At 75.0% G+C, this 20,138-nt stretch carries 23 protein-coding genes and 2 pseudogenes; 16 read left to right on the top strand and 9 right to left on the bottom strand.

Going from position 1 to position 20,138, the window contains the following annotated elements; genetic code table 11:
- Positions 1-12 precede the first annotated feature (12 nt).
- The 8 genes from G5V58_RS20830 to ssd form a co-directional block, all read right to left on the bottom strand.
- Positions 13-372, bottom strand: a complete 360-nt coding sequence (locus G5V58_RS20830) for an Rv3654c family TadE-like protein (RefSeq protein ID WP_165236895.1) — start codon at positions 370-372, stop codon at positions 13-15.
- A complete protein-coding gene (locus G5V58_RS20835; protein WP_230486808.1) occupies positions 369-791 on the bottom strand; it encodes a TadE family protein in 423 nt (140 codons plus the stop codon). The genes G5V58_RS20830 and G5V58_RS20835 overlap by 4 nt, the downstream gene beginning before the upstream one ends.
- Before the next feature lie 2 nt (positions 792-793).
- Positions 794-1,000 (bottom strand): DUF4244 domain-containing protein, encoded by a 207-nt coding sequence (locus G5V58_RS20840; protein ID WP_196240531.1) that lies wholly within the window; start codon positions 998-1,000, stop codon positions 794-796.
- Between the two features lie 138 nt (positions 1,001-1,138).
- The gene (locus tag G5V58_RS20845; protein WP_165236897.1) at positions 1,139-1,864 is read right to left on the bottom strand and encodes a type II secretion system F family protein; all 726 of its coding nucleotides are present in this window, start codon (positions 1,862-1,864) and stop codon (positions 1,139-1,141) included.
- Positions 1,861-2,262: a hypothetical protein gene (locus tag G5V58_RS20850; protein ID WP_165236899.1), complete on the bottom strand. Its 402-nt coding sequence runs from the start codon at positions 2,260-2,262 to the stop codon at positions 1,861-1,863. Before G5V58_RS20850 ends, G5V58_RS20845 begins: the two co-directional genes overlap by 4 nt.
- A complete protein-coding gene (locus tag G5V58_RS20855; protein ID WP_165236901.1) occupies positions 2,259-3,038 on the bottom strand; it encodes a type II secretion system F family protein in 780 nt (259 codons plus the stop codon). The genes G5V58_RS20850 and G5V58_RS20855 overlap by 4 nt, the downstream gene beginning before the upstream one ends.
- Positions 3,035-4,195 carry a TadA family conjugal transfer-associated ATPase gene (locus G5V58_RS20860; RefSeq protein ID WP_165236910.1) on the bottom strand — a complete coding sequence of 387 codons (1,161 nt, stop codon included), beginning with the start codon at positions 4,193-4,195 and terminating at the stop codon, positions 3,035-3,037. The genes G5V58_RS20855 and G5V58_RS20860 overlap by 4 nt, the downstream gene beginning before the upstream one ends.
- Positions 4,192-5,241 (bottom strand): septum site-determining protein Ssd, encoded by a 1,050-nt coding sequence (gene ssd, locus G5V58_RS20865; RefSeq protein WP_165236913.1) that lies wholly within the window; start codon positions 5,239-5,241, stop codon positions 4,192-4,194. The genes G5V58_RS20860 and ssd overlap by 4 nt, the downstream gene beginning before the upstream one ends.
- Positions 5,242-5,354: 113 nt before the next feature.
- Between ssd and G5V58_RS20870 the strand changes: the two genes are divergently transcribed.
- Positions 5,355-6,161, top strand: coding sequence for an HAD family hydrolase (locus tag G5V58_RS20870; protein ID WP_165236915.1), 807 nt, complete (start codon positions 5,355-5,357; stop codon positions 6,159-6,161).
- A gap of 259 nt (positions 6,162-6,420) precedes the next feature.
- On the opposite strand, the gene G5V58_RS20875 is transcribed toward G5V58_RS20870, so the two are convergent.
- A complete protein-coding gene (locus G5V58_RS20875) occupies positions 6,421-7,155 on the bottom strand; it encodes an oxidoreductase (protein WP_165236917.1) in 735 nt (244 codons plus the stop codon).
- Between the two features lie 36 nt (positions 7,156-7,191).
- On the opposite strand from G5V58_RS20875, the gene G5V58_RS20880 reads away from it, so the two are divergent.
- From G5V58_RS20880 to G5V58_RS20940, 15 genes and pseudogenes are all read left to right on the top strand, one after another.
- On the top strand, positions 7,192-8,046 hold the full coding sequence (locus tag G5V58_RS20880) for a class I SAM-dependent methyltransferase (protein ID WP_165236919.1): 855 nt from the start codon (positions 7,192-7,194) through the stop codon (positions 8,044-8,046).
- A gap of 66 nt (positions 8,047-8,112) precedes the next feature.
- Positions 8,113-8,919: pseudogene (locus G5V58_RS26460) on the top strand (L-lactate permease); the annotation flags it as partial.
- Between the two features lie 88 nt (positions 8,920-9,007).
- Positions 9,008-9,778, top strand: coding sequence for an L-lactate permease (locus G5V58_RS26465; protein ID WP_268991279.1), 771 nt, complete (start codon positions 9,008-9,010; stop codon positions 9,776-9,778).
- A 41-nt stretch (positions 9,779-9,819) separates the two neighbouring features.
- On the top strand, positions 9,820-11,199 hold the full coding sequence (locus G5V58_RS20890; protein WP_165236921.1) for an outer membrane protein assembly factor BamB family protein: 1,380 nt from the start codon (positions 9,820-9,822) through the stop codon (positions 11,197-11,199).
- 34 nt (positions 11,200-11,233) lie between these two features.
- On the top strand, positions 11,234-11,671 hold the full coding sequence (locus G5V58_RS20895; RefSeq protein ID WP_165227622.1) for a hypothetical protein: 438 nt from the start codon (positions 11,234-11,236) through the stop codon (positions 11,669-11,671).
- A 40-nt stretch (positions 11,672-11,711) separates the two neighbouring features.
- Positions 11,712-12,824: a sensor histidine kinase gene (locus G5V58_RS20900; RefSeq protein WP_165236923.1), complete on the top strand. Its 1,113-nt coding sequence runs from the start codon at positions 11,712-11,714 to the stop codon at positions 12,822-12,824.
- On the top strand, positions 12,821-13,546 hold the full coding sequence (locus tag G5V58_RS20905; protein WP_165236925.1) for a LytR/AlgR family response regulator transcription factor: 726 nt from the start codon (positions 12,821-12,823) through the stop codon (positions 13,544-13,546). Before G5V58_RS20900 ends, G5V58_RS20905 begins: the two co-directional genes overlap by 4 nt.
- Complete coding sequence (locus tag G5V58_RS20910; RefSeq protein ID WP_165236927.1) at positions 13,539-13,916, top strand: hypothetical protein; 378 nt, start codon at positions 13,539-13,541, stop codon at positions 13,914-13,916. The genes G5V58_RS20905 and G5V58_RS20910 overlap by 8 nt, the downstream gene beginning before the upstream one ends.
- A gap of 122 nt (positions 13,917-14,038) precedes the next feature.
- A pseudogene (locus tag G5V58_RS26470) lies at positions 14,039-14,446 on the top strand (sodium:solute symporter family transporter); the annotation flags it as partial.
- Between the two features lie 172 nt (positions 14,447-14,618).
- Entirely contained in the window at positions 14,619-15,395 is a 777-nt protein-coding gene (locus G5V58_RS26475) for a sodium:solute symporter family transporter (protein ID WP_268991241.1), read from the top strand.
- Positions 15,396-15,547: 152 nt separating this feature from the next.
- Positions 15,548-15,898 (top strand): DUF485 domain-containing protein, encoded by a 351-nt coding sequence (locus G5V58_RS20920; protein WP_165236929.1) that lies wholly within the window; start codon positions 15,548-15,550, stop codon positions 15,896-15,898.
- Position 15,899: 1 nt separating this feature from the next.
- Entirely contained in the window at positions 15,900-17,528 is a 1,629-nt protein-coding gene (locus G5V58_RS20925; protein ID WP_165236931.1) for a solute symporter family protein, read from the top strand.
- 293 nt (positions 17,529-17,821) lie between these two features.
- Positions 17,822-18,313: a hypothetical protein gene (locus tag G5V58_RS20930; RefSeq protein WP_165236933.1), complete on the top strand. Its 492-nt coding sequence runs from the start codon at positions 17,822-17,824 to the stop codon at positions 18,311-18,313.
- A gap of 207 nt (positions 18,314-18,520) precedes the next feature.
- Entirely contained in the window at positions 18,521-19,681 is a 1,161-nt protein-coding gene (locus tag G5V58_RS20935) for a PGAP1-like alpha/beta domain-containing protein (protein WP_165236935.1), read from the top strand.
- An 18-nt stretch (positions 19,682-19,699) separates the two neighbouring features.
- On the top strand, positions 19,700-20,023 hold the full coding sequence (locus G5V58_RS20940; protein WP_165236937.1) for a hypothetical protein: 324 nt from the start codon (positions 19,700-19,702) through the stop codon (positions 20,021-20,023).
- The last annotated feature ends 115 nt before the right edge of the window (positions 20,024-20,138 follow it).

The raw sequence follows: 20,138 nt of genomic DNA on the forward strand, positions 1-20,138 counted from the left end.
GCCTCCCCTCCCTCAGGCGGGGCCGGCCCTGGCCTGGGCGGAGAGGTCGTGGCGCTGGGCCAGCCAGTGTGGGCCTCGGACGCTCACCTGGACGGTGACGTCGGCGGCGGTGGTGGCGCAGGTGTCCAGGGTGGCGCCGTTGGCGGTGGCGATGGTGGCGGCGGCCGAGCAGGGATCGGCGCCGCGGACCAGGGCCTGGGCGCCGGCGAGCGCGGCGAGGTCGGCCGCGGACTGGGCGACGCGGTGGGCGTGGACCATGGCGGCGACCACGCCGAGGGCACCGCCGACGAGGGCGAGCAGGCCGATGACCGCGAGGGCGAAGAGGGTGGCGGAGCCGCGGTCGCGCTGGTCGGCGGGGCGGGGCGCGGTCACGGGGCGTCGCCGGTGGTGAAGGGGAGGGGCAGGCCGGTGTCCTCCTCGGCGGCGACCGCCTCGGCGCGCAGGCGGGGCGAGGGCACGTGGGCCAGGAGGCCGCCGGGGCCGCGGACGCGGCCGGTGACGGTCACGTGGACCTCGCCGTCGGAGCGGGTGACGGCGATGGTGCTGCCGTCGGGGGCGACGGTGCGGCCGCGGCCGACGGCCTCGGCCTCGTCGTCACCGCGGGCGAGGGCGCGGGCGGTCTCGCGGGCGGCGTCGACGGCGCGGACCTGGGCGGTGCCGACGGACAGCAGCCAGACCAGCGCGATCGCGACGGCCACGAGGAGCGGGAGCACCATGGCCAGCTCGGCCGTGGCGGCGCCCCGCTCGGTGCACCGGGTGCGGACGACCCGGGCCCGCGGTGACGAGGCCACGGTCAGCCGATCCCGAGCAGGCCGAGCACGTGGTCGTAGAGCAGCTTGAGCAGCTTGTCGCCGAAGCCGCCGGTGAGCATCTTGTAGAGCAGCCCGGCCAAGCCGGCGCCGGCGGCGGTGCCGACGGCGTACTCCGCGGTGGTGATGCCGCGCTCGTCGGCGGAGCGGGCGGCCACCCGAGTGGGCAGGAGGGTGTGCGGACGGTGCATGGGACTCCTTCGTGAGGTGGCCGCGGGTGCGGCCGGGGTACGGCCGACGCTGCCGGGAACGGGCGGTGCGTGGGGCGGGGTGAGCGGCCGCTGTGGAGAGGTGGGCCGGGGCGGGTGGTTGTGGAGGGCAGGTGGCGGTCAGAGGCCGAGGCTGGTGAGCAGGCCGGCGACGACGGGGACGATGCCGATGAGGACGAACGCGGGCAGGAGGCAGAGGCCGAGGGGGACGGCGGCCTTCACGCCCACGGCGCGGGCGCGGTCCTCGATCTCGGCGCGGGCGGTGCGGGCGAGCTCCTCGGCGAGACGCTCGACCGCGGCGACGACGGGCGACCCGGTGCGGTGGGCCCGGCCGAGCGCACGACCGAGTGGGGCCAGGGCCGCATCGGCGGTGAGGTCGGTCCACACCTGCTGCGGGTCGACGCCCAGCCGGAGGCGGGGGACGACCTCGGCGAGGCGCCGCGCGGCCGGCCCGGGCAGCGCGCCGGCCACGACCGTCAGCGCGTCGACCGGCGCCTGACCCGAGCGCAGCGCGTCGGCCAGGAGGCCCACCACGTGGGGCAGGTCGCGGCGGGCCAGCTCGCGGTCGCGGCGCACCGCCGCGGGCTCGGAGCGCTCGACGACGACCCAGACCGCGATCGCCGCCACCGGAGCGGCGACCAGGCCGAGGGCGCTGCCCAGGAACACCGCGGCGGCCAGCGCCGCGAGGGCGGACCACAGCACCCGCCACCGACGCAGCCAGTCGCGCTCCGGCTCGGGAGCGGCGACGACGGCCACTGGTGGAGGTGACGGCAGCCGGAGCCTGGCCGGCACGAGCAGGGCGGCGGTCGCCGCGGCGAGCACGGCCGAGAGCACGACGCCGGTCACGGGGTGCGGTCCACGCCGGGCTTGGCGACGGCCGGCACGCGCGGCGGTGGCGGCAACCGCCGCCCGGTCGACACGCGCGGGGCGACGGACTCCGCGGCGGGCACGGCCCAGCGGACCGCGGCCGCCGCCGCAGCGAGCACGGCCGAGAGCAGGACGCCGGTCACGGGGCGCGGTCCACACCGAGGGCGGCGACGACCGGCACGCGCGGCGGTGGCGGCAGCGGCCGCCCGGTCGACACGAGCGGAGCGGCGGACGTCGGCGGCAACCGGCACGCTCGGCGGCGGCGGCAGCGGCCGCCCGGTCGACACGAGCGGGGCGACGGACGCCGCGGCGGGCACGGCCCAGCGGACCGCGGCCGCCGCCGCGGCGAGCCCGGCCGAGAGCAGGACGCCGGTCACGGGGCGCGGTCCACGCCGCGGGCCAGGGCCTCGATCCACCACAGGCCGGCCAGGCCGAAGGCGAGGCCGGCGGCCAGGCAGAGCCACCCCGGTGGTGAGTGGAGCAGGAAGCCGAACGGGTCGCCGCCGACGCCCGAGCCCATGGCGAGCGCGGCCAGCGGCAGGAGCGCGATCAGGCGGGCGGTGGCGCGGGCCGAGGCCAGCTCGCCGTCGACGACGCGGCGGGTGGCGCGGTCCTGGACCAGGTCGCGTGCGACGCGGTCGACGGCGTCGGCGAGGCCCTGGCCGGTGCGGTGGGCGACGGACCAGGCCGCGGCCAGCAGGCGCAGGTCACCGGCGCCGGGTCGGGCCGCGAGGCCGCGGAAGGCCGCAGGGACGTCGGCGCCGACGCGGAAGGCCTCGGCCACCGGCGCGAGGTCGGGCCAGTCCTCGGCCGAGCGGGCCAGCGCGGCGCCGGGCGGCTGGCCGGCGGCCAGCTCGGCGGCGAGCTGCTCGCAGGTGTCGAGGACCCGGCGGCCGGCGGCGTCGGCCTCGCGTCGGGAGCGGCGGCGCAGGTGCAGCAGCCAGCCGACGCAACCGCCCGCGGTGAGCACGGCGGCGGGGGCCAGCCAGTCGGGCGGCAGCCACGGCGCGGCGGCGAGCAGCGGGAGCGCGAGCAGCGCGGGCCGCAGCGGAGCGAGCGAGCGTGAGGGGGGACGTGGGAGCCGGGCCGGCGCAGGGAACAGGAGGGCGACGGCGAGGGCGGCGGCGAGCGGGGCCACGACGAGCGGGCTCACCGGCCCAGCGCCCCGGCCAGCTCGGCCGCGCCGGCGCCCTCCCACAGCTCGCCGCCGGCCCCGAAGGTCACCGCCGGGACCATGGCCACCAGGCCGTCGGCGCCGCGGCGCGGCACGGCGACCTCGGCCACCCGGCGCAGCCCGTCGCGACCCCGGGCCAGGTGCACGACGGCCCCGAGACCAGCGGCCAGCTGGCTGTGCAGGGCCGCGCGGTCGAGACCGGCGGCCAGCGCGAGCGCCTCGAGCCGGGCGGGCACGTCGGCGGCGGAGTTGGCGTGCACCGTGCCGCAGCCACCGTCGTGGCCGGTGTTGAGCGCGGCCAGGAGGTCCACGACCTCGGCGCCCCGGACCTCGCCGACGACCAGCCGGTCGGGGCGCATCCGCAGGGCCTGGCGGACCAGCGCGGTCAGCAGGATCGCGCCGGCGCCCTCGACGTTGGCCGGGCGGCCCTCGAGCCCGACGACGTGCGGGTGGTCGGGCCGGAGCTCGGAGGCGTCCTCGACCAGCACGATGCGCTCGCTCGGGTCGACGAGCGAGAGGAGCGCGGCCAGCAGCGTGGTCTTGCCGGTGCCCGTGCCGCCGGTGACGAGGAAGGCGACGCGGGCGGCGACGAGCGCACGGAGCAGCTCGGCGCCGCGGGCGGTCAGCGTGCCGACGGCGACCAGCTCGTCGAGGGCGAAGGCGCGCGAGGGCGGGACGCGGAGCGAGATCGTGGTGCCCGGTCGAGACACCGGGGCGAGCACGGCGTGGCAGCGGGTGCCGTCGGCCAGCCGGAGGTCGACGAACGGGGTCTGGTCGTCGAGCCGACGGCCGGCGGCCGCGGCCAGCCGCTGGGCCAGGCGCCGCACGGCCTCGTCGTCGGCGAACGTCACGCCGGTCGCCTCGAGCCCGGCGCCGCGGTCGAGGTAGACCTGGCGTGGCCCGTTCACGAGCACGTCGGTCACGCCTGGCAGCCGCAGCAGGGGCTCGAGCGGCCCCGCACCGACCACGTCGCGGCGCAGCGCCTCGTGCACGGCCAGCACCGTCGCGTCGCCGACCGGACGGCCGGCGGCACGGAGCGCCTCGGCCACGCGGTGCGGGGAGAGGTCGCCGGGCCGGCCGGCCAGCCGCTCGCGGACCTGGTCGACCAGCTCGGCGTCGAGCTCGGCGGTGCTCACGCCGCCACCGCCCGCGGCGCGGCAGTGGCCAGCACCGAGCGGGCGGCGCGCGCCAGCGGGCCGCGGCGCGAGCGGACCGGCCCGAGGCCGAGGTCCACCGACTCGGCCAGCCCCCGCTGCGGGGGCATCACGGCGAGCACCGGGGCGTCGACCGTGGCCGCCACCCGGGCCGGATCGGGACAGCGCCCGTGCACGAGGAGTCCGACCCGGCTCCGGTCCGGCAGGGCGGCCACCCACCGGGCCGCCGAGGCGACCCCGGACGGGGTCGGGGCGACGACGACGCAGGTCAGGGTGGCCCGGGCGACCGTCTCGTGGACCAGGTCGCCGTGGCGGGGCAGGTCGACCACGACGGTGTCGTGGCCGCGGCGAGCCGCCGAGAGCGCCTCGCGGACCGCTCCCGGGTCGAGCGCGCAGGGCAGCGGCGGCCAGCCGAGCACACCGGTGCCGTCGCGGCGCGGCACCGCCTCGCGCAGCGAGCGGCCGCTGAGCCGGCCGGACGCGGTGCCCAGCGAGTCCCACCGGACACCGGGCGCGTCCTCGAGGGCCAGCACCACGTCGCAGCCCGGCCCGATCGGGTCGAGGTCGACGACCAGCGCCGGGCCCGCGAGCGCGGCGACCTGGCCCAGGGCGCACGCGAAGGTGGTGGCGCCGGCCCCGCCCGAGCCACCGACCACGGCGAGCACCGCGCCCTCCGGGCGGCCGACCTCACCGAGATCGGTGAGCAGCTCCGCGACCTGCTCACCGCCCGCGGGCAGCTCGACGACGCTCTCGGCCCCGACGAGCAGCGCGTCGCGGAAGGCCCCGCCGGGCGCCGGCGCCCAGCCGACGAGCAGGACCCCCGGTCGCCGGGACGGCGCGAGCGCCACGAGCGCAGGGGCGAGGTCGGCACCGAGCAGCACGACGGGCGCGAGCGCCCACGCCGCCAGCACGGCGTCCGCCGAGGACACCACACCGACCGGCGCACCCGCGGCCGCCGCCAGCCGCGCCAGCTCCTCGGCCAGGGCGGCGTCGGCGGTGGCGATGAGCGGTCGGGGCGTGGTGTCCATGCCAGGACGATCCCCGCGCGAGCCGACGGCGCGAGGGGCCGAGCGGCGGGCCTGTGGAGAACCCAGATCAGCAAAGGCCCTGTGGACACCAGCGGGATCCCTACGATGGAGCCATGGCCGCCGACGCGTGGGTGAGCGCCGGGAAGAGCGCGGCCTTCTTCGACCTCGACAAGACGATCATCGCCAAGTCGAGCACCCTCGCCTTCTCCCGCCCGTTCCAGGCCGGCGGCCTCCTGTCCAGGCGCGCGGTGCTGCGCTCGGCGTACGCACAGTTCGTCTACCTCGTCGGCGGCGCGGACCACGACCAGATGGAGAAGATGCGCGCCTTCATGTCCCAGCTGGTCGGCGGCTGGGACGTGGCGACCGTGCGCGAGATCGTCGCGGACACGCTGCACAACGTGGTCGACCCGCTCGTCTACGACGAGGCGGTGAGCCTCATCGACGAGCACCACCTCGCCGGCCGCGACGTCGTCATCGTCTCCACCAGCGGCACCGAGGTCGTCGAGCCGATCGGCGCGATGCTCGGCGCCGACCTCGTGGTGGCCAGCCGCCTGGAGGAGGTGGACGGCAAGTACACCGGCAACATCGACTACTACGCGTACGCCGAGGAGAAGGCCCGCGCCATCCTCGAGCTCGCCGACCTGCGCGGATACGACCTCGAGGCCAGCTACGCCTACAGCGACTCGGTCACCGACATCCCGATGCTCGAGGCGGTCGGCCACCCGCACGCGGTCAACCCCGACAAGGACCTGCGCCGAGCGGCCAAGGAGCGCGGCTGGCCGGTGCTGGTCTTCACCCGCCCGGTCGCGCTGCGCAGCGGCGTCCCGGTCAAGCAGACCCTCGCCGCGCTCGCCTTCGGCGGCGCGGTGGTCGCGGGCAGCGTCCTGTGGGCCAGCGCCAAGCGGCGTCGCGAGGCCTGAACGCGCTGGTGGCACCCGAGGTCCAGGACCTCGAGTGCCACCGCTGGCACGTGCGCCCGGCTACCAGGCGTGCATCCGACTGCTGTCGCGGACCTGGGGTCCGACGAGACAGCGCCCTCTGCGAAGGGTAGATCGCCGCGTGGGTACCCGGCTCACGTGCTGCTCTGGAGTTCTGAGCACCCTGTCTACGCCCATCGGGCGGGCGCGGCAAGGCCTTGAAATCCCCTGGTGCAGAGAGGATCTTGGCGGGTGGGTGCGACTATTCGGCGGTCCGACGCAGCGGGCTCGCCTCGGCGCCGGCGGCGTAGGCCTCGGCGGCGTAGAGCAGCCACGCGTGCACCCCGGGCGCAGCGCCGTCGCGGTAGGCGCCCAGGTTCGACTCGTACGCCGGGCGCAGGGCCAGGTGCGCGGCCTCCGGCACGGTGAGCGACTTCTCGTCGACCCCGCGCGCGACCAGGACCAGCCGCTCGGCGGCCCGCGCGACCAGCCCGTTGTGCGAGGCGAACGGCGCGGTGGTGGCCAGCTCGGCGTGCACCACCGCGGCCAGCAGCAGCGCCGGCGCGGCGGTCTGGGAGGACAGCAGCCGGGCCACGCCCTGGAGCCGCTCGGCGGCCTCGGACGAGCGCGGGCGGCCGACCTCGTCGGCGCCGAGCGTGGACCCGGCGGCCAGCGCGTGCAGCCGGGCCAGCGCCTGGAGCGGCGAGCGCGACAGCGTCGGGGCCAGCGCGAGCAGAGAGGTGGAGAGGCGCACCGCGTCGGCGGCCACGGCGTCGCCGGTCCCGTCGCGGATCTCCCCGAGCGAGGACGCAGACCCCTCGAGCACCGCGGACGCGTGCGCGCCGCGCAGCAGCGACTCGGCGGTCTGCTCCGGCGACGTGCGCCGCAGCCCCCGGTCGCGCAGCACGACGTCGATGCCGTCGCGCGCCGCGGCGAACGCGGAGGGCACGCCCTCGAGGGTGGCCAAGCGAGCCAGCGGGTCGTCGGGATGGCTCACGGGGAGAACGCTATCCAGCGACTACCGTGGGCTCCGATGAGCACCGACGAGACGTCCCAGAGCAGGGAGCCGGCCCGCTCGTTCGGCGGGGTGGCCGACGCCTACCACCGGGGGCGGCCGACGTACCCGCGCGAGGCCGTGGTCTGGCTGACCGGCGAGCAGCCGCTGCGCGTGCTCGAGCTCGGGGCCGGCACCGGCAAGCTCACCGAGCAGCTCGTCGCGCTGGGTCACGACGTGCACGCCACCGAGCCCGACGCGCAGATGCTCGCGCTGCTGCAGAAGAACCTGCCCGACGTCCGCGTCAGCCAGTCGACCGCGGAGGAGATCCCGGCCGGCGACGGCTCCTACGACGTGGTGGTGAGCGCGCAGGCGTTCCACTGGTTCGACCCCGCCCGCGCCCTGCCCGAGATCGCGCGGGTGCTGAGGCCGCACGGCCGGGTCAGCCTGGTCTGGAACCAGCGCGACGAGCGCATCCCGTGGGTCAAGCGCCTCGGGAAGATCATCGGCACCCAAGAGCGGCTGACCGAGCCGGCCGAGCTGCTGACCCGCAGCAAGCTGTTCGGCGAGACCGAAGAGGCGGCGTACCGCTTCTGGCAGGTCGTGGACCGCGGCACCGTCCAGGACCTGGTCCGCTCGCGCTCCAACATCGCCGTGCTCAGCGAGGGTCAGCAGGAGGCCAAGATGGCCGAGGTGCTGGCCTTCTACGACGAGTACGGCCGCGGCATGGACGGCATGCAGCTGCCCTACACCGCCAGCTGCTTCCGCGCCGAGGTGCTGGACCGCGTGGTCCCGACCCTGCCCCTGAAGTCCGAGGAGCCCGCGGAGGGCGGCGAGGACGGGCAGGTCAGCGACGGCTCGTCTACCGACATGCTCCTCATCGACTTCCGCTGACGCCGCCACCGACCGCCCGCCCACCCCGAAGGGTGTGACGGGCGACACATCGGGCACCGCCCGGGCATGTTCCAGCAGGATCTCCAGCCCGTCGGTGACTCGCTCGCGCTGAGCGCGCTGTGCGGGGCGCTCCCGCTGCTCGCCCTGTTCGTGCTGCTCGGCGGGCTCAAGATGAAGGCCTGGGTGGCCGGCCTGGCCTCGCTCGTCGTCGCCCTGCTCGTGGCCGTGCTGCCCTTCGGCATGCCGGTCGACCAGGCCCTGCTCTCGGCCACCGAGGGCGCGGCGTTCGGCTTCTTCCCGATCCTGTGGATCGTCATCAACGCGATCTGGGTCTACAACCTGACCGTGGCCAGCGGGCACTTCGACGTGCTGCGCCGATCGTTCGAGAAGGTCAGCCCCGACCAGCGCGTGCAGGCGATCATCATCGCGTTCTGCTTCGGCGCGCTGCTCGAGGCGCTGGCCGGCTTCGGCACCCCGGTCGCCATCACCGTGGTGATGCTGATGGCCCTCGGCTTCCAGCCGATCAAAGCCGCGGTCGTCGCGCTCGTCGCCAACACCGCGCCGGTGGCGTTCGGTGCCCTGGCGACGCCGATCGTCACCCTCGGCACCGTGACCTCGGGCGCCGGCGACGACCCCGGGCTCAACACCGAGACCCTCGGCGCCATGGTCGGGCGGCAGACGCCGCTGCTCGCCGTCGTGGTGCCGCTGATCCTCGTCTACATCGTCGACGGCCGGCGCGGCGTCCGGAACACCTGGCTGCCGGCGCTGACCTGCGGGGTGGCCTTCGCCGTGGCGCAGTACGTCGCGTCGAACTTCATCTCCGTCCCGCTCACCGACATCATCGCCTCGCTCGTCGCGGCCGGCGCCGTCGTGCTCCTGCTCCGGGTCTGGCAGCCGCCCGAGGTGCTGCCGGCCGAGCCGCGGGAGGAGACCGGCTCGGCTCCGACCGGCGGGGGGCGGCGTGGCCACGAAGCCCACGACCGACACCGGCACCGACGTGCTCAAGGCCTACGCGCCGTACCTCGTCATCATCGCGATCTTCTCGATCACCAACATCACCGCGGTGAAGGAGCAGCTGGCGAAGGAGCCGTGGACCAGGATCTTCGCCTGGCCCGGGCTCGACGTGCTGAACCCCGCCGGCGACCCGGTGAGCACCACCAACTTCACCCTCAACTGGCTGCCCGCGGCGGGCACGCTGATGATCCTGGCCGGGATCATCACGGCGCTGATCCTCAGGGTCAGCCCGGGCCAGGCGGTGCGCACCTACGGCAAGACCTACGTCGAGCTGCGGTCCGCCATCGTCACGGTGATGGCCGTCCTCGCCCTGGCCTACGTGATGAACCTGTCCGGCCAGACCGGCTCGCTCGGCGCGTGGCTGGCCGGTGCGGGCGGCGCGTTCGCGATCCTCTCGCCCATCCTGGGCTGGCTCGGCGTCGCGGTGACCGGGTCGGACACGTCGGCCAACGCGCTCTTCGGCGCGCTGCAGGTGCAGACCGCCCAGGGCGCCGGACTCGACCCGGTGCTCATGGCCGCGGCCAACTCCTCCGGCGGCGTGCTCGGCAAGATGGTCAGCCCGCAGAACCTCGCCATCGCCGCGGCCGCCGTCGGCCTGGCCGGCAAGGAGGGCGACATCTTCCGCAAGGTCATCGGCTGGAGCCTGCTGCTGCTCGCGGTGATGTGCGTGATCGTGTGGCTGCAGTCGACGCCGGTGCTGGACTGGATGGTTCCGTAGGGCAGGGGTTCGCCCCCCGCACCGGGGGGAAGAACGCCCCCGTGCCCACCCGCGTCCGCCTGCTCGTCCCGGGGCTCGTCGCCGTGGTCCTGCTGAGCGGGTGCAGCGGGGACGACGAGCCGGCGGCCGACCCGGCGCCGTCGGCGAGCCCGACCACGACCACCGCGACGGCTACCCCCTCGCCCGCACCCACCGAGCCGCCCGAGCCCGCGCTCGACCCGTTGGCCTGGCGCAGCGCGGTGCACCGCGGTCAGCCCATCGGCCTCGAGCCCGCCGGCCGCGGGTGGTTCGGCCTGGAGACCCAGGCGGTGGCCCGGCTCGACGCCCAGGGCCGCGACGTGTGGCGGGTCCAGGGTCGCTCCGACGCGTTCCGCGGCTTCGTGGTCGACGGTGTCCCGGTGGCGAGTCCGGTCGAGCCCGGCAGTCCGGACACGACCTACCGGGCGCACCTGGTGCAGGGGCTCGACCCCGCGACGGGGAAGGTCCGGTGGACGCGGGAGTCGACCAGCGGCTACGTCTTCTCCGACGGCGAGCACGTGGTCGCACCGACCTGCACCGGCCGGCACACCGGCGCGCTGGGCGAGTGCACGCTCACGGCGTACGACCCGGCGACCGGCGACGTGGCCTGGACCCTCGCGACGTGGGCGAACGTCGAGATCGCGCAGCCCGGAGACGGGTTCACGCTGCTGCAGACCTTCCCGCGCGCCGACGACCCGCGGTTCGTGGTGCTGACCCCGGACGGGGACGTGCGCGCCGAGATCGACGTGCCCGGCGGCGGCCTGCTCAGCCCTGCCGACGGCGGGGTGGTGGTCGGCGAGGGCGACACCGACGTCCGGGCGGCCAGCGGCTGCCGGCAGCGGATCACCGCGTGGGACCTGGACGGCCGGCAGCTGTGGCAGCGGACCCTCAGCACCCAGCCCCGGCAGCGCGAGGCCCAGGCCTGCGACAGCTACAGCGCGATCCCGGTGGCGGACGGGATCGCCCTCGACCCGCTCGACGGCGCGCCGCTGCTGCTCGACACCAGCACCGGCCGGACGCTGTGGAAGGGCGGCGCCGAGGACCGCGGCGCCCAGGTGTACGCCTCGGCGCGCGGCGTCCTGCTGGTCGAGCGGCTCCTCGACCAGCGCAGCGTCGGGATCGACATCGCCACCGGCGAGCAGCGCTGGGCCTTCGAGGACGGCGTCGGCGGGTGGCGCACCAGCGGCCGTCTCGCCTACTCCAACTACCTGTGCCGCCAGCCCGAGGCGCCCGACGGGTCCTGCGCGATCGTCCTGGACGTGACCACCGGCGAGGAGGTGCTGCGCCTGCCCGGGGTGCCGGAGGACGTGGTCACCGGACCCGGCGGCCGCCCGGAGGCCCTGCTGACGCGCATCGACGAGGCCGGCTACCGCGCGTCGTACGGGTTCACGACCCTGCCCTAGGCAACCCGCGGCCCGCGCCGCGCATCCCAGACACATGAGCATCCGCACTCCTCTCGCGGCCGCGACGGTGGCCGTCGGTCTCGTCGCCGCCCTCGCGCCGACGGCCCAGGCCGCTCCGCGCGCCGGCATCCAGGGCGACACCCAGGTCATCGCCGACTGCCAGCACGCCACCCAGGTCCCGCGCAAGGTCCTCAGCGCCTGCGGCGATGCCGACGAGTACGCCAGGATCACCGACTGGCGGTCCTGGACCCGGCACCAGGCCCGCGGCTCGGGCACCCTCGTGGTCAACGACTGCGAGCCGACCTGCGCCGCGGGGACGTTCCGCCGCTACCCGGCGACGTTCAGCCTGCACCGGGTGCGCACCGGCCCCACCGGCACGCGCTTGTTCACCCGGCTCGGGGTGACCTGGGTGCAGGGTGGCGAGCAGCGCAACACCACGCTCCCGCTGCCCACGGCGCCCCTCGGCGGCTGACCTGCGGGGCCGCCCGGCCCGCGTGGGTCATGCTGTCCGCATGCGCGTGTGGCGTCGGACACACCTCGGGACCGAGGCCGACCGCGCCACCTTCCGGACGCTGCACACCGCGTCGCTGGCCTCGCCGGCGCTGCGCGAGGGGCTGACGACGGCCAGCGCGGAGCGTGCGGTGCGCCACCTGCGCGACCTCCTCGGTACGCCGGCGCTGGCGGTCACCGACACCGCCACCTGCCTGGCCTGGGACGGCGAGGGCGGCCACCACGGCGACCAGGTGCCCGCGCTGGTGGCCACGACGGTGGAGAGGGCCCGGACCCAGAGCTTCTCGCGGGGCGACCTGCCCTGCGACGTGCCGGGCTGCCCGGTCCGCACGGCTGTGGTGAGCCCGCTGGTGGTCGACGAGCGGATCGTGGGCACGCTGGTCGCGTTCGCGCCGTACCCCACCGCCGGGCTGGCCCTGGCCGCGGACGAGACCGCGCAGTGGGTCAGCGGACAGCTGGAGCTGGCCGAGCTCGACGCCAACCGGACCCGGCTGATGGAGGCGGAGGTGCGGGCGCTGCGGGCCCAGATCAGCCCGCACTTCATCTACAACTCGCTCAACGCGATCGCCAGCTTCGTGCGCACCGACCCGGACCGCGCGCGGTCGCTGCTGCTGGAGTTCGCCGACTTCACCCGCTACTCGTTCCGGCGCCACGGCGACCACACGACGCTGGCCGAGGAGCTGCACTCGATCGAGCGCTACCTCCTGCTCGAGCAGGCCCGCTTCGGCGACCGGCTGTCGGTCCGGCTCAGCATCGCGCCGGAGGTGCTGCCGGTCGCCGTGCCGTTCCTGTGCATCCAGCCGCTGGTCGAGAACGCCGTGCGCCACGGTCTCGAGGGCGCCGACGGCACGGGCACCATCACCATCCAGGCCCACGACCGCGGCAGCGACTGCCTGATCGAGGTCGAGGACGACGGGGCCGGCGAGGACCCGGAGCGCGTACGCCGCGCGCTGGCCGGCGACGCCAGCCTGGACTCAGTCGGCCTCGGCAACGTCGACGCGCGGCTGCGCACGACGTACGGCGACGACTACGGCCTGGTCGTCGAGACCGCGCCCGGCGCCGGGACCAAGGTGACCGTGCGGGTGCCGAAGTTCGCGCCGGGGGTGACCACATGACCCCGCTGCGGGTGCTGGTGGTCGACGACGAGCGGCCGGCCCTGAGCGAGCTGGAGTACCTCCTCGACCAGGACGACCGGATCGGCGAGGTCATCGCCTGCGACTCGGCCACCGAGGCGCTGCGCACCCTGCACGAGCGCGAGGTCGACGCGGTCTTCCTCGACATCCAGATGCCGGGCCTGACCGGCCTGGAGCTGGCCCAGGTGCTGGCGCGCTTCCGCACACCGCCGCCGGTCGTCTTCGTCACCGCCCACGAGGGGCACGCCGTCGAGGCCTTCGACCTGCGCGCGGTGGACTACGTGCTCAAACCGGTGCGCGAGGAGCGCTTGGCCGAGGCGGTGCGCCGGGTCATCGAGGGCGGCGACCGCGCGCCGGCGCCGGTCGAGGACGTGCAGATCCCGGTCGAGCTCGGCGGCGTGACCCGGTTCGTGGACCGCCGCGACGTCACCCACGTCGAGGCCCAGGGCGACTACGCGCGGCTGCACGCGGCGACCGGCAGCCACCTCATCCGCGTGCCGCTCACGACCCTGGAGGAGGAGTGGGCCGGCGCGGGCTTCGTGCGCATCCACCGCTCGCTGCTCGTGGCGCTGCGGCACGTGACCGAGGTGCGCATGGAGCAGGGCCGCTGCACCGTGGTGGTGGCCGGCTCGACCGAGCTCGGCGTGAGCCGACGGCACACCCGCCAGCTGCGCGAGCTGCTCGGGCGGCGTACCCGTGAGTGAGCCGCGACCCGCCCGCGTCCGGGTGACCGGGCCGCCGCGGCGCGCGCACGCGCCGCGGACCCGCACCGGCGACATCGACGAGCAGACCGCCCTCGGCGAGGTGTACGTCGGCAGCCTGCTGCGCGAGCAACTCTACCTCGCCGTCCGCGTGCTCGGGGTGCTGGCGGTGAGCGTCGGCAGCCTGCCCCTGGTGTTCCACCTCTTCCCCTCGCTGGCCGCGCGGCACGTGCTCGGGCTGCCGCTGGCCTGGCTGCTGCTCGGGGTCCTCGTCTACCCGTGGTTGCTGGTGCTCGGTCGCTGGTTCGTCCGGCGGGCGGAGCGCAACGAGCACGACTTCGTGCTCCTGCTCCAGGTGCTGGAGGACGAGTGAGCACCGACGGCGTGCCCGGCCTGGTCGCGCTGCTCGTGGTCAGCCTGGCCACGCTGGCCATCGGCGTCTACGGGCTGCGCATCTCGCGGACGACCAGCGACTTCTACGTCGCGTCCCGGTCGGTGCGGCCGGGTCTCAACGCCAGCGCGATCGGCGGGGAGTACCTCTCCGCCGCGTCCTTCCTCGGCGTCGCCGCGCTGGTGCTGACCGCGGGCGCGCAGATGCTGTGGTACCCCATCGGCTGGACCGCCGGCTACCTCGTCCTGCTCGTCCTGGTGGCCGCCCCGTTGCGCCGCAGCGGCGCCTACACGCTGCCCGACTTCGCCGAGGCCCGGCTCGGCTCGCGGCGGGTGCGCGCGCTCTGCTCGGTGCTGGTGGTGGCCATCGGCTGGCTCTACCTCCTGCCGCAGTTCCAGGGCGCCGGGCTCACGCTCACCGCCGCGGTCGACGCGCCGGCGTGGGTCGGCGCGCTGGTCGTCGGCGCGGTCGTCGTGGTCAACGTGAGCAGCGGCGGGATGCGCTCGATCACCTTCGTGCAGGCGTTCCAGTACTGGCTCAAGCTCACCGCCCTGCTCGTCCCCGCGGCCGTGCTGCTGGTGGTGTGGGCCGGCGACGGGTCGCCGTCCCCGACCGGTGGCGGAGCCGGCTGGTCGCTGCCCCTCGGCGAGGGGGAGCCGGGGCCTCTACACGACGTACTCGATCGTGCTGGCGACCTTCCTCGGCACCATGGGCTTGCCGCACGTGGTCGTGCGGTTCTACACCAACCCCGACGGCCGGGCCGCGCGCCGCACGACGCTGGCCGTGCTGGCCCTGCTCGGCCTGTTCTACCTGCTGCCGCCGGTGTACGCCGCGCTCGGTCGCGCGTACGGCGCGGACGCCGACGACACCGTCGTGCTCGAGCTGCCCCGCCTGATGCTCGACGGGCTCGCCGGCGACCTGCTCACCGGGCTGGTCACGGCGGGCGCGTTCGCGGCCTTCCTCTCCACGTCCTCGGGGCTGGCCATCGCGGTGTCCGGCGTGTTGGCCCAGGACGTGCTGGGCTCGCGCTTCTCCGGGGTCTCGGCCTTCCGGGTCGGCGCGACGGTGGCGGTCGGCGTACCCCTCGCCGCGGCCGTGCTCGCCCCCGACCTGTCCGTGGCCCGCGCGGTGGGACTGGCCTTCGCCGTCGCCGCCTCGACGTTCTGCCCGCTGCTCGTGCTCGGCATCTGGTGGCACGGGCTGACCCCGACCGGCGCGGTGGCCGGGCTGCTCGTCGGCGGGCTGGGCTCGGCGGCCGGCGTGGGCTGGACGCTGTACGACGGCGCGCCGGAGGCCTGGGGCGACGTGCTGCTCGGCCAGCCGGCGGCGTGGAGCGTGCCGCTGGCCTTCGGCACGATGGTCGCGGTGTCGCTCACGACCCGGGACCGGGTGCCGGTCCACGCCCGCCGTTTCATGGTCCGGCTGCACACGCCCGAGGTCGTCCCGCTCGACCGCAGCTGACCGCTCGTCGCGCCGTTCCGACCGTTCATCGATGCGGTGCCGGCGCTCGGCGCAGCCCGCGCGCGCGCCGATTCCGGCTCCCGAGCGCCGTCCCTACCGTGACGGGCATCACTCAGGGGTGCCGCAGGCGCCCGGACCCGGAGGGGGTAGCGATGACGCAGGGCATGTCACGCGCGCAGTCGGAGGTGAACGACCCGGCCTACGACCGGCTGGCGGCGTCGGCCGACTTCATCGAGCTGCGCAAGCGGTACCGCAGCTTCGTCTTCCCGGCCACCGTGGCCTTCCTGGCCTGGTACCTGCTCTACGTCGTGCTCTCCAACTGGGCGCACGACTTCATGAGCACGAAGGTCGTCGGCAACGTCAACATCGCCCTGGTGATCGGGCTCCTGCAGTTCGTGACGACGTTCGTGCTGGCCTGGATGTACAGCCGCTACTCCACGGCCAAGCTCGACCCGCTCGCCCAGAAGCTCGAAGCGGAGTACGTCGCAGGGAAGGACGCCTGACGTGGACCACCAAGGGCTCACCACCGTCCTGTTCCTGCTCGTCGTCGCCGTCACCATCGGGATCACGATCTGGGCCAGCCGCCAGACCTCCGGCGCGGCGGACTTCTACGCCGGCGGCCGCGGCTTCAGCGGTCTGCAGAACGGCCTGGCCATCGGCGGCGACTACATGTCGGCGGCGTCGTTCCTCGGCATCTCCGGCGCGATCGCGCTGAGCGGGTACGACGGCTTCCTCTACTCCATCGGCTTCCTCGTCGCGTGGCTGGTCGCGCTGCTGCTGGTGGCCGAGATGCTGCGGAACTCCGGTCGCTACACGATGGCCGACCAGCTGGCCTACCGGATGCGCCAGCGCCCGGTGCGGCAGGCCGCGGCGACCTCGACGGTCGTGGTGTCGATCTTCTACCTGCTCGCGCAGATGGTCGGCGCCGGCGCACTGGTCTCGCTGCTGCTCGGCGTGGACGGCGACGCGGCCAAGAACATCACCATCGCCGGCGTCGGCGTGCTGATGATCTTCTACGTCACCGTCGGCGGGATGAAGGGCACGACGTACGTCCAGATCGTCAAGGCCTTCCTCCTGATGGCCGGGTCGGCGCTGATCGTCGTGCTCGTGCTGGCCAAGTTCAACTTCAACGTCTCCGACATGCTCGGCACCGCCGCGTCCAACAGCGGCAAGGGCCAGGCCTTCCTGGAGCCCGGGCTGAAGTACGGCGTCACCGGCACCAGCAAGATCGACTTCCTCAGCCTCGGCATCGCACTGGTCCTGGGCACCGCCGGGCTGCCGCACATCCTGATCCGCTTCTACACCGTGCCGACCGCACGCGACGCGCGGAAGTCGGTGCTGTGGGCCATCGGCCTGATCGGCACCTTCTACCTGTTCACGCTGGTGCTCGGCTTCGGCGCCGCGGCGCTGCTCTCGGAGGGCAAGTACGCCGAGGTCGCGGCCTCCGGCGGCAACCTGGCCTCACCACTCCTGGCCGAGGCGGTCGGCGGTGGTGACGGGTCCACCGGCGGCGCGATCATGCTGGCCCTGATCGCGGCGGTGGCCTTCGCGACCATCCTCGCGGTGGTCGCCGGTCTCACCCTCGCCTCGTCCACCTCGGTGGCCCACGACATCTACAACAACGTGGTCAAGCGCGGCGAGGCCACCGAGCGGGACGAGCTCCGGGTCGCCCGCATCTCCGCCGCCGCCATCGGTGCGATCGCCATCGTCCTGGCCATCCCGGCCAAGAGCCTGAACGTCGCGTTCCTCGTCGCGCTGGCGTTCGCGGTGGCCGCGTCGGCCAACCTGCCGGCGATCCTCTACAACATGTTCTGGCGGCGCTTCAACACGCGCGGCGCGCTGTGGTCGATCTACGGCGGGCTGATCTCGGCCGTCGGGCTGGTGATCTTCTCGCCGGTGGTCTCGGGCAAGGGCCTGGACCCGGCCGGCAAGAACCTCTCGCTGCTGCCGACCAGCATCGACATCAGCTGGTTCCCGCTGGAGAACCCGGGCATCGTCTCCATCCCGCTCGGCTTCCTGCTCGGCTACATCGGGACGGTGACGTCGCGCGAGCCGGACGCGGAGGAGCGGTACACCGAGCTCGAGGTCCGCGCGCTGACGGGTGCTGGTGCGGAGCAGGCGAGCTCGCACTAGGCCGACGTTCGTGGCGTACGCCGGCCGGGGTCCCTAGGGGCTCCGGCCGGTGGCGTCGTTGGCGGTGGGTCACTTGCTCGCACCGCCACTTCTCGCCCGTGCCGTGACCAGGTGCGTGCGGCCACGATCGGGTCCCGCACCACGCACTTGTAACGCTCAGTTGTGGGAACTGTCGACCCGTTGCAACGGGTCGACAGTTCCCGTAACTGAGCGTTACAAGTTCTCGGCGGCGAGCACAGAAGCCGGAACCTTCCACCTGCCCGAGCACCTGCGGATCGCCTTAGCGTCCAGCCATGACGCAGTCGCCGCCCCCGCAGGACCCGCCCCAGATCGGCATCCGGCTGGTGGTGGCCCACGACGACGTGACCCGCCGGGTGGACCTCCAGCTCGTGGGCAGCCGGGGGGTGGCGGTCGAGGACGGCCTGGTGACCACGTTCGAGGCGTCGCGGCTCTGGCCGACGGTGCGGGCCGTCCTGCCGGAGCTCGCGCACCTCAGGGCCGATCCGCACGGTCTGCCCTCGCCCGACCCGGACCGCCGGCCCGGCGAGGGCTGGGACCGGGAGTGCCGCGCGATGGTGAGCGTGGCGGTAGCCAGCCTGCCGGGGGGCGAGGTGGCGCTGCGGACGTGGTTCGCGACCGACGACGAGCTGTGGTCGGCGACGCCGTTGCCGGACGGGCGGACCGACCTCCGGCTGGCCGCTCCGGGCGCAGTGGCGGACCTGCTGATCTGGGACGTCACCGGCGCGATGGAGGTCCTCGTGGCGGCGGCGGAGGTGGCGTCGTGACGACCCTGGGGATGGACACCGACGCCGGGCGGGCGGCGGGCGAGACGCTGGCGCAGGGGGCGCAGCAGATCACCGAGCTGGCGCAGCGGCTGGACGCGGTGATCACGGTCCTGGAGTGGATCGGGGTCGACGCCGACACCCACCGCGACGAGTGGCAGAGCAGCCAGCGCCCGGCGCTGGACCGGAGCCGCGCAGCTGCTCACGGCGGTGGCGACGCTGCTCAAGCACGAGGCCGAGGCGCAGGACCAGGTCTCAGGCGACGGCGGGCAGACCGGTACGGCGGGCAGCGTCTCCGCTCCGCAGACCCCGGGCGGGGGTGAGCGGGGCGGCGTCCTCGGCTGGCTGGACCGGCACGTCGGCAACTTCCTGCGCGGTCTGGTGCGCACGGGCGAGCACGCCGGGGACTTCGTCGCCAAGCTCGACGACGTCCTCACCGGCGAGAAGGACTGGTCGGTGTCCGCGCTGGCGGCCAGCGCGCTGGGGACGGTCGGCTCGGGTGTGGGCGCGGTCTACGACGGCATCACCGGCGAGAACCACCACTGGTTCGAGGAGGGCCGGGGCGTGGCGGGGACGCCGGTCGCGGCCCCCACCGACCCGACGGCCGCGAGCCAGTACTCCCCCGTCGTGGCCCGCCCGCACGACCTGCCGTCGCTCATGCAGGGCGTCACCGACTCCTACCAGGTGGGCAGCGCGCCGGGCAGCAACGGCGACGTGCGGATCACCCGGGTCGACAACGGGACGGGCACGCCGGCGTACGTCGTGTGCATCCCCGGCACCGAGAGCTGGAACCCGTCGGCCGGCGCCACCGGACGCGACCTCACGGCCAACCTGGCCCTGGTCGCGGGCAACCCGTCGGCGGCGGCGGAGTCGGTGCGGGCGGCCATGGACCAGGCGCACATCCCGCCGGGCTCGCCGGTCATGCTGGTCGGGCACAGCCAGGGCGGGATCATCGCAGGCACGCTCGCGGCCGACCACTCGTTCGTCGAGAAGTACGGCGTGACCAACGTGCTCACCTACGGCGCGCCGATCGACCACCTGCGCATCGACCCGTCGGTGCAGGTGCTCCAGGTCCAGCACGCCACCGACATCGTGCCGCGCCTCGACCTCGGCGGCCTGCAGACGGGGAGCACGCCGTTCCCGAGCACGCAGGCGGGCGTCGTGCTCGACAACCCGGGCCACTTCTGGGACGCCGCGACCAACCACAGCTACGTCGAGTACGCGAACTCGGTGCGCGACGAGCTCGGCGCGAACACGCCCGAGGGCGAGATCCTGCGGCAGTACCAGTCCTCGCTCGGCCGCTTCTTCGTCGCTCCCGGCGGGACGGTGACCGCGGTCGACGTGCCGGTGAGCCGCGCGCCCCAGCCGTGAGCCGGTGATGATGGAGCCGTGAGGCTCATCCCCCGCCGCCGGCGCGACCCGGACCAGATCGCCGCCGCCGTCTCCGAGGCGCTCGGCCAGCCGGTGCAGTACAACCACCTGCAGTACAAGGCCGGCGCCCTCTCCGGCACCATCGACGTGGCCGACGTCGCGGCCTTCGAGCGGGCCCTGCGCGCGGCGTACACGACCCTGCACGAGCTGATCGGCGACGACGTCGAGCGGGTGGTGTTCTACCTCGCCGGCAGTACGCCGACCGCGCAGCCGGTCTCCGCCGGAGCGCTCGGGCTGCCGACACCACCGAGCGGGCACGACCTCGCCCAGCGGTTCGGGTAGCCCCGGCGGGCCCGTTCACCGCAGCGCGGCGACCGCCCGGCGCAACCCTCTGGCAACCACCCGTCGCCAGCCTGTTCAGTGCGGACTAGCGTGACGAGTGACACCCCGGACGAGG

It is taken from the genome of Nocardioides anomalus, assembly GCF_011046535.1.
Taxonomy (GTDB): domain Bacteria; phylum Actinomycetota; class Actinomycetes; order Propionibacteriales; family Nocardioidaceae; genus Nocardioides; species Nocardioides anomalus.

Excerpts from the sequence above, each read along its gene's own strand:
- G5V58_RS20840 (WP_196240531.1), bottom strand. The coding sequence starts at position 1,000 with ATGCACCGTCCGCACACCCTCCTGCCCACTCGGGTGGCCGCCCGCTCC.
- ssd (WP_165236913.1), bottom strand. The coding sequence starts at position 5,241 with ATGGACACCACGCCCCGACCGCTCATCGCCACCGCCGACGCCGCCCTG.
- G5V58_RS20870 (WP_165236915.1), top strand. The coding sequence starts at position 5,355 with ATGGCCGCCGACGCGTGGGTGAGCGCCGGGAAGAGCGCGGCCTTCTTC.
- G5V58_RS20880 (WP_165236919.1), top strand. The coding sequence starts at position 7,192 with ATGAGCACCGACGAGACGTCCCAGAGCAGGGAGCCGGCCCGCTCGTTC.
- G5V58_RS20895 (WP_165227622.1), top strand. The coding sequence starts at position 11,234 with ATGAGCATCCGCACTCCTCTCGCGGCCGCGACGGTGGCCGTCGGTCTC.
- G5V58_RS20900 (WP_165236923.1), top strand. The coding sequence starts at position 11,712 with ATGCGCGTGTGGCGTCGGACACACCTCGGGACCGAGGCCGACCGCGCC.
- G5V58_RS20905 (WP_165236925.1), top strand. The coding sequence starts at position 12,821 with ATGACCCCGCTGCGGGTGCTGGTGGTCGACGACGAGCGGCCGGCCCTG.
- G5V58_RS20920 (WP_165236929.1), top strand. The coding sequence starts at position 15,548 with ATGACGCAGGGCATGTCACGCGCGCAGTCGGAGGTGAACGACCCGGCC.
- G5V58_RS20930 (WP_165236933.1), top strand. The coding sequence starts at position 17,822 with ATGACGCAGTCGCCGCCCCCGCAGGACCCGCCCCAGATCGGCATCCGG.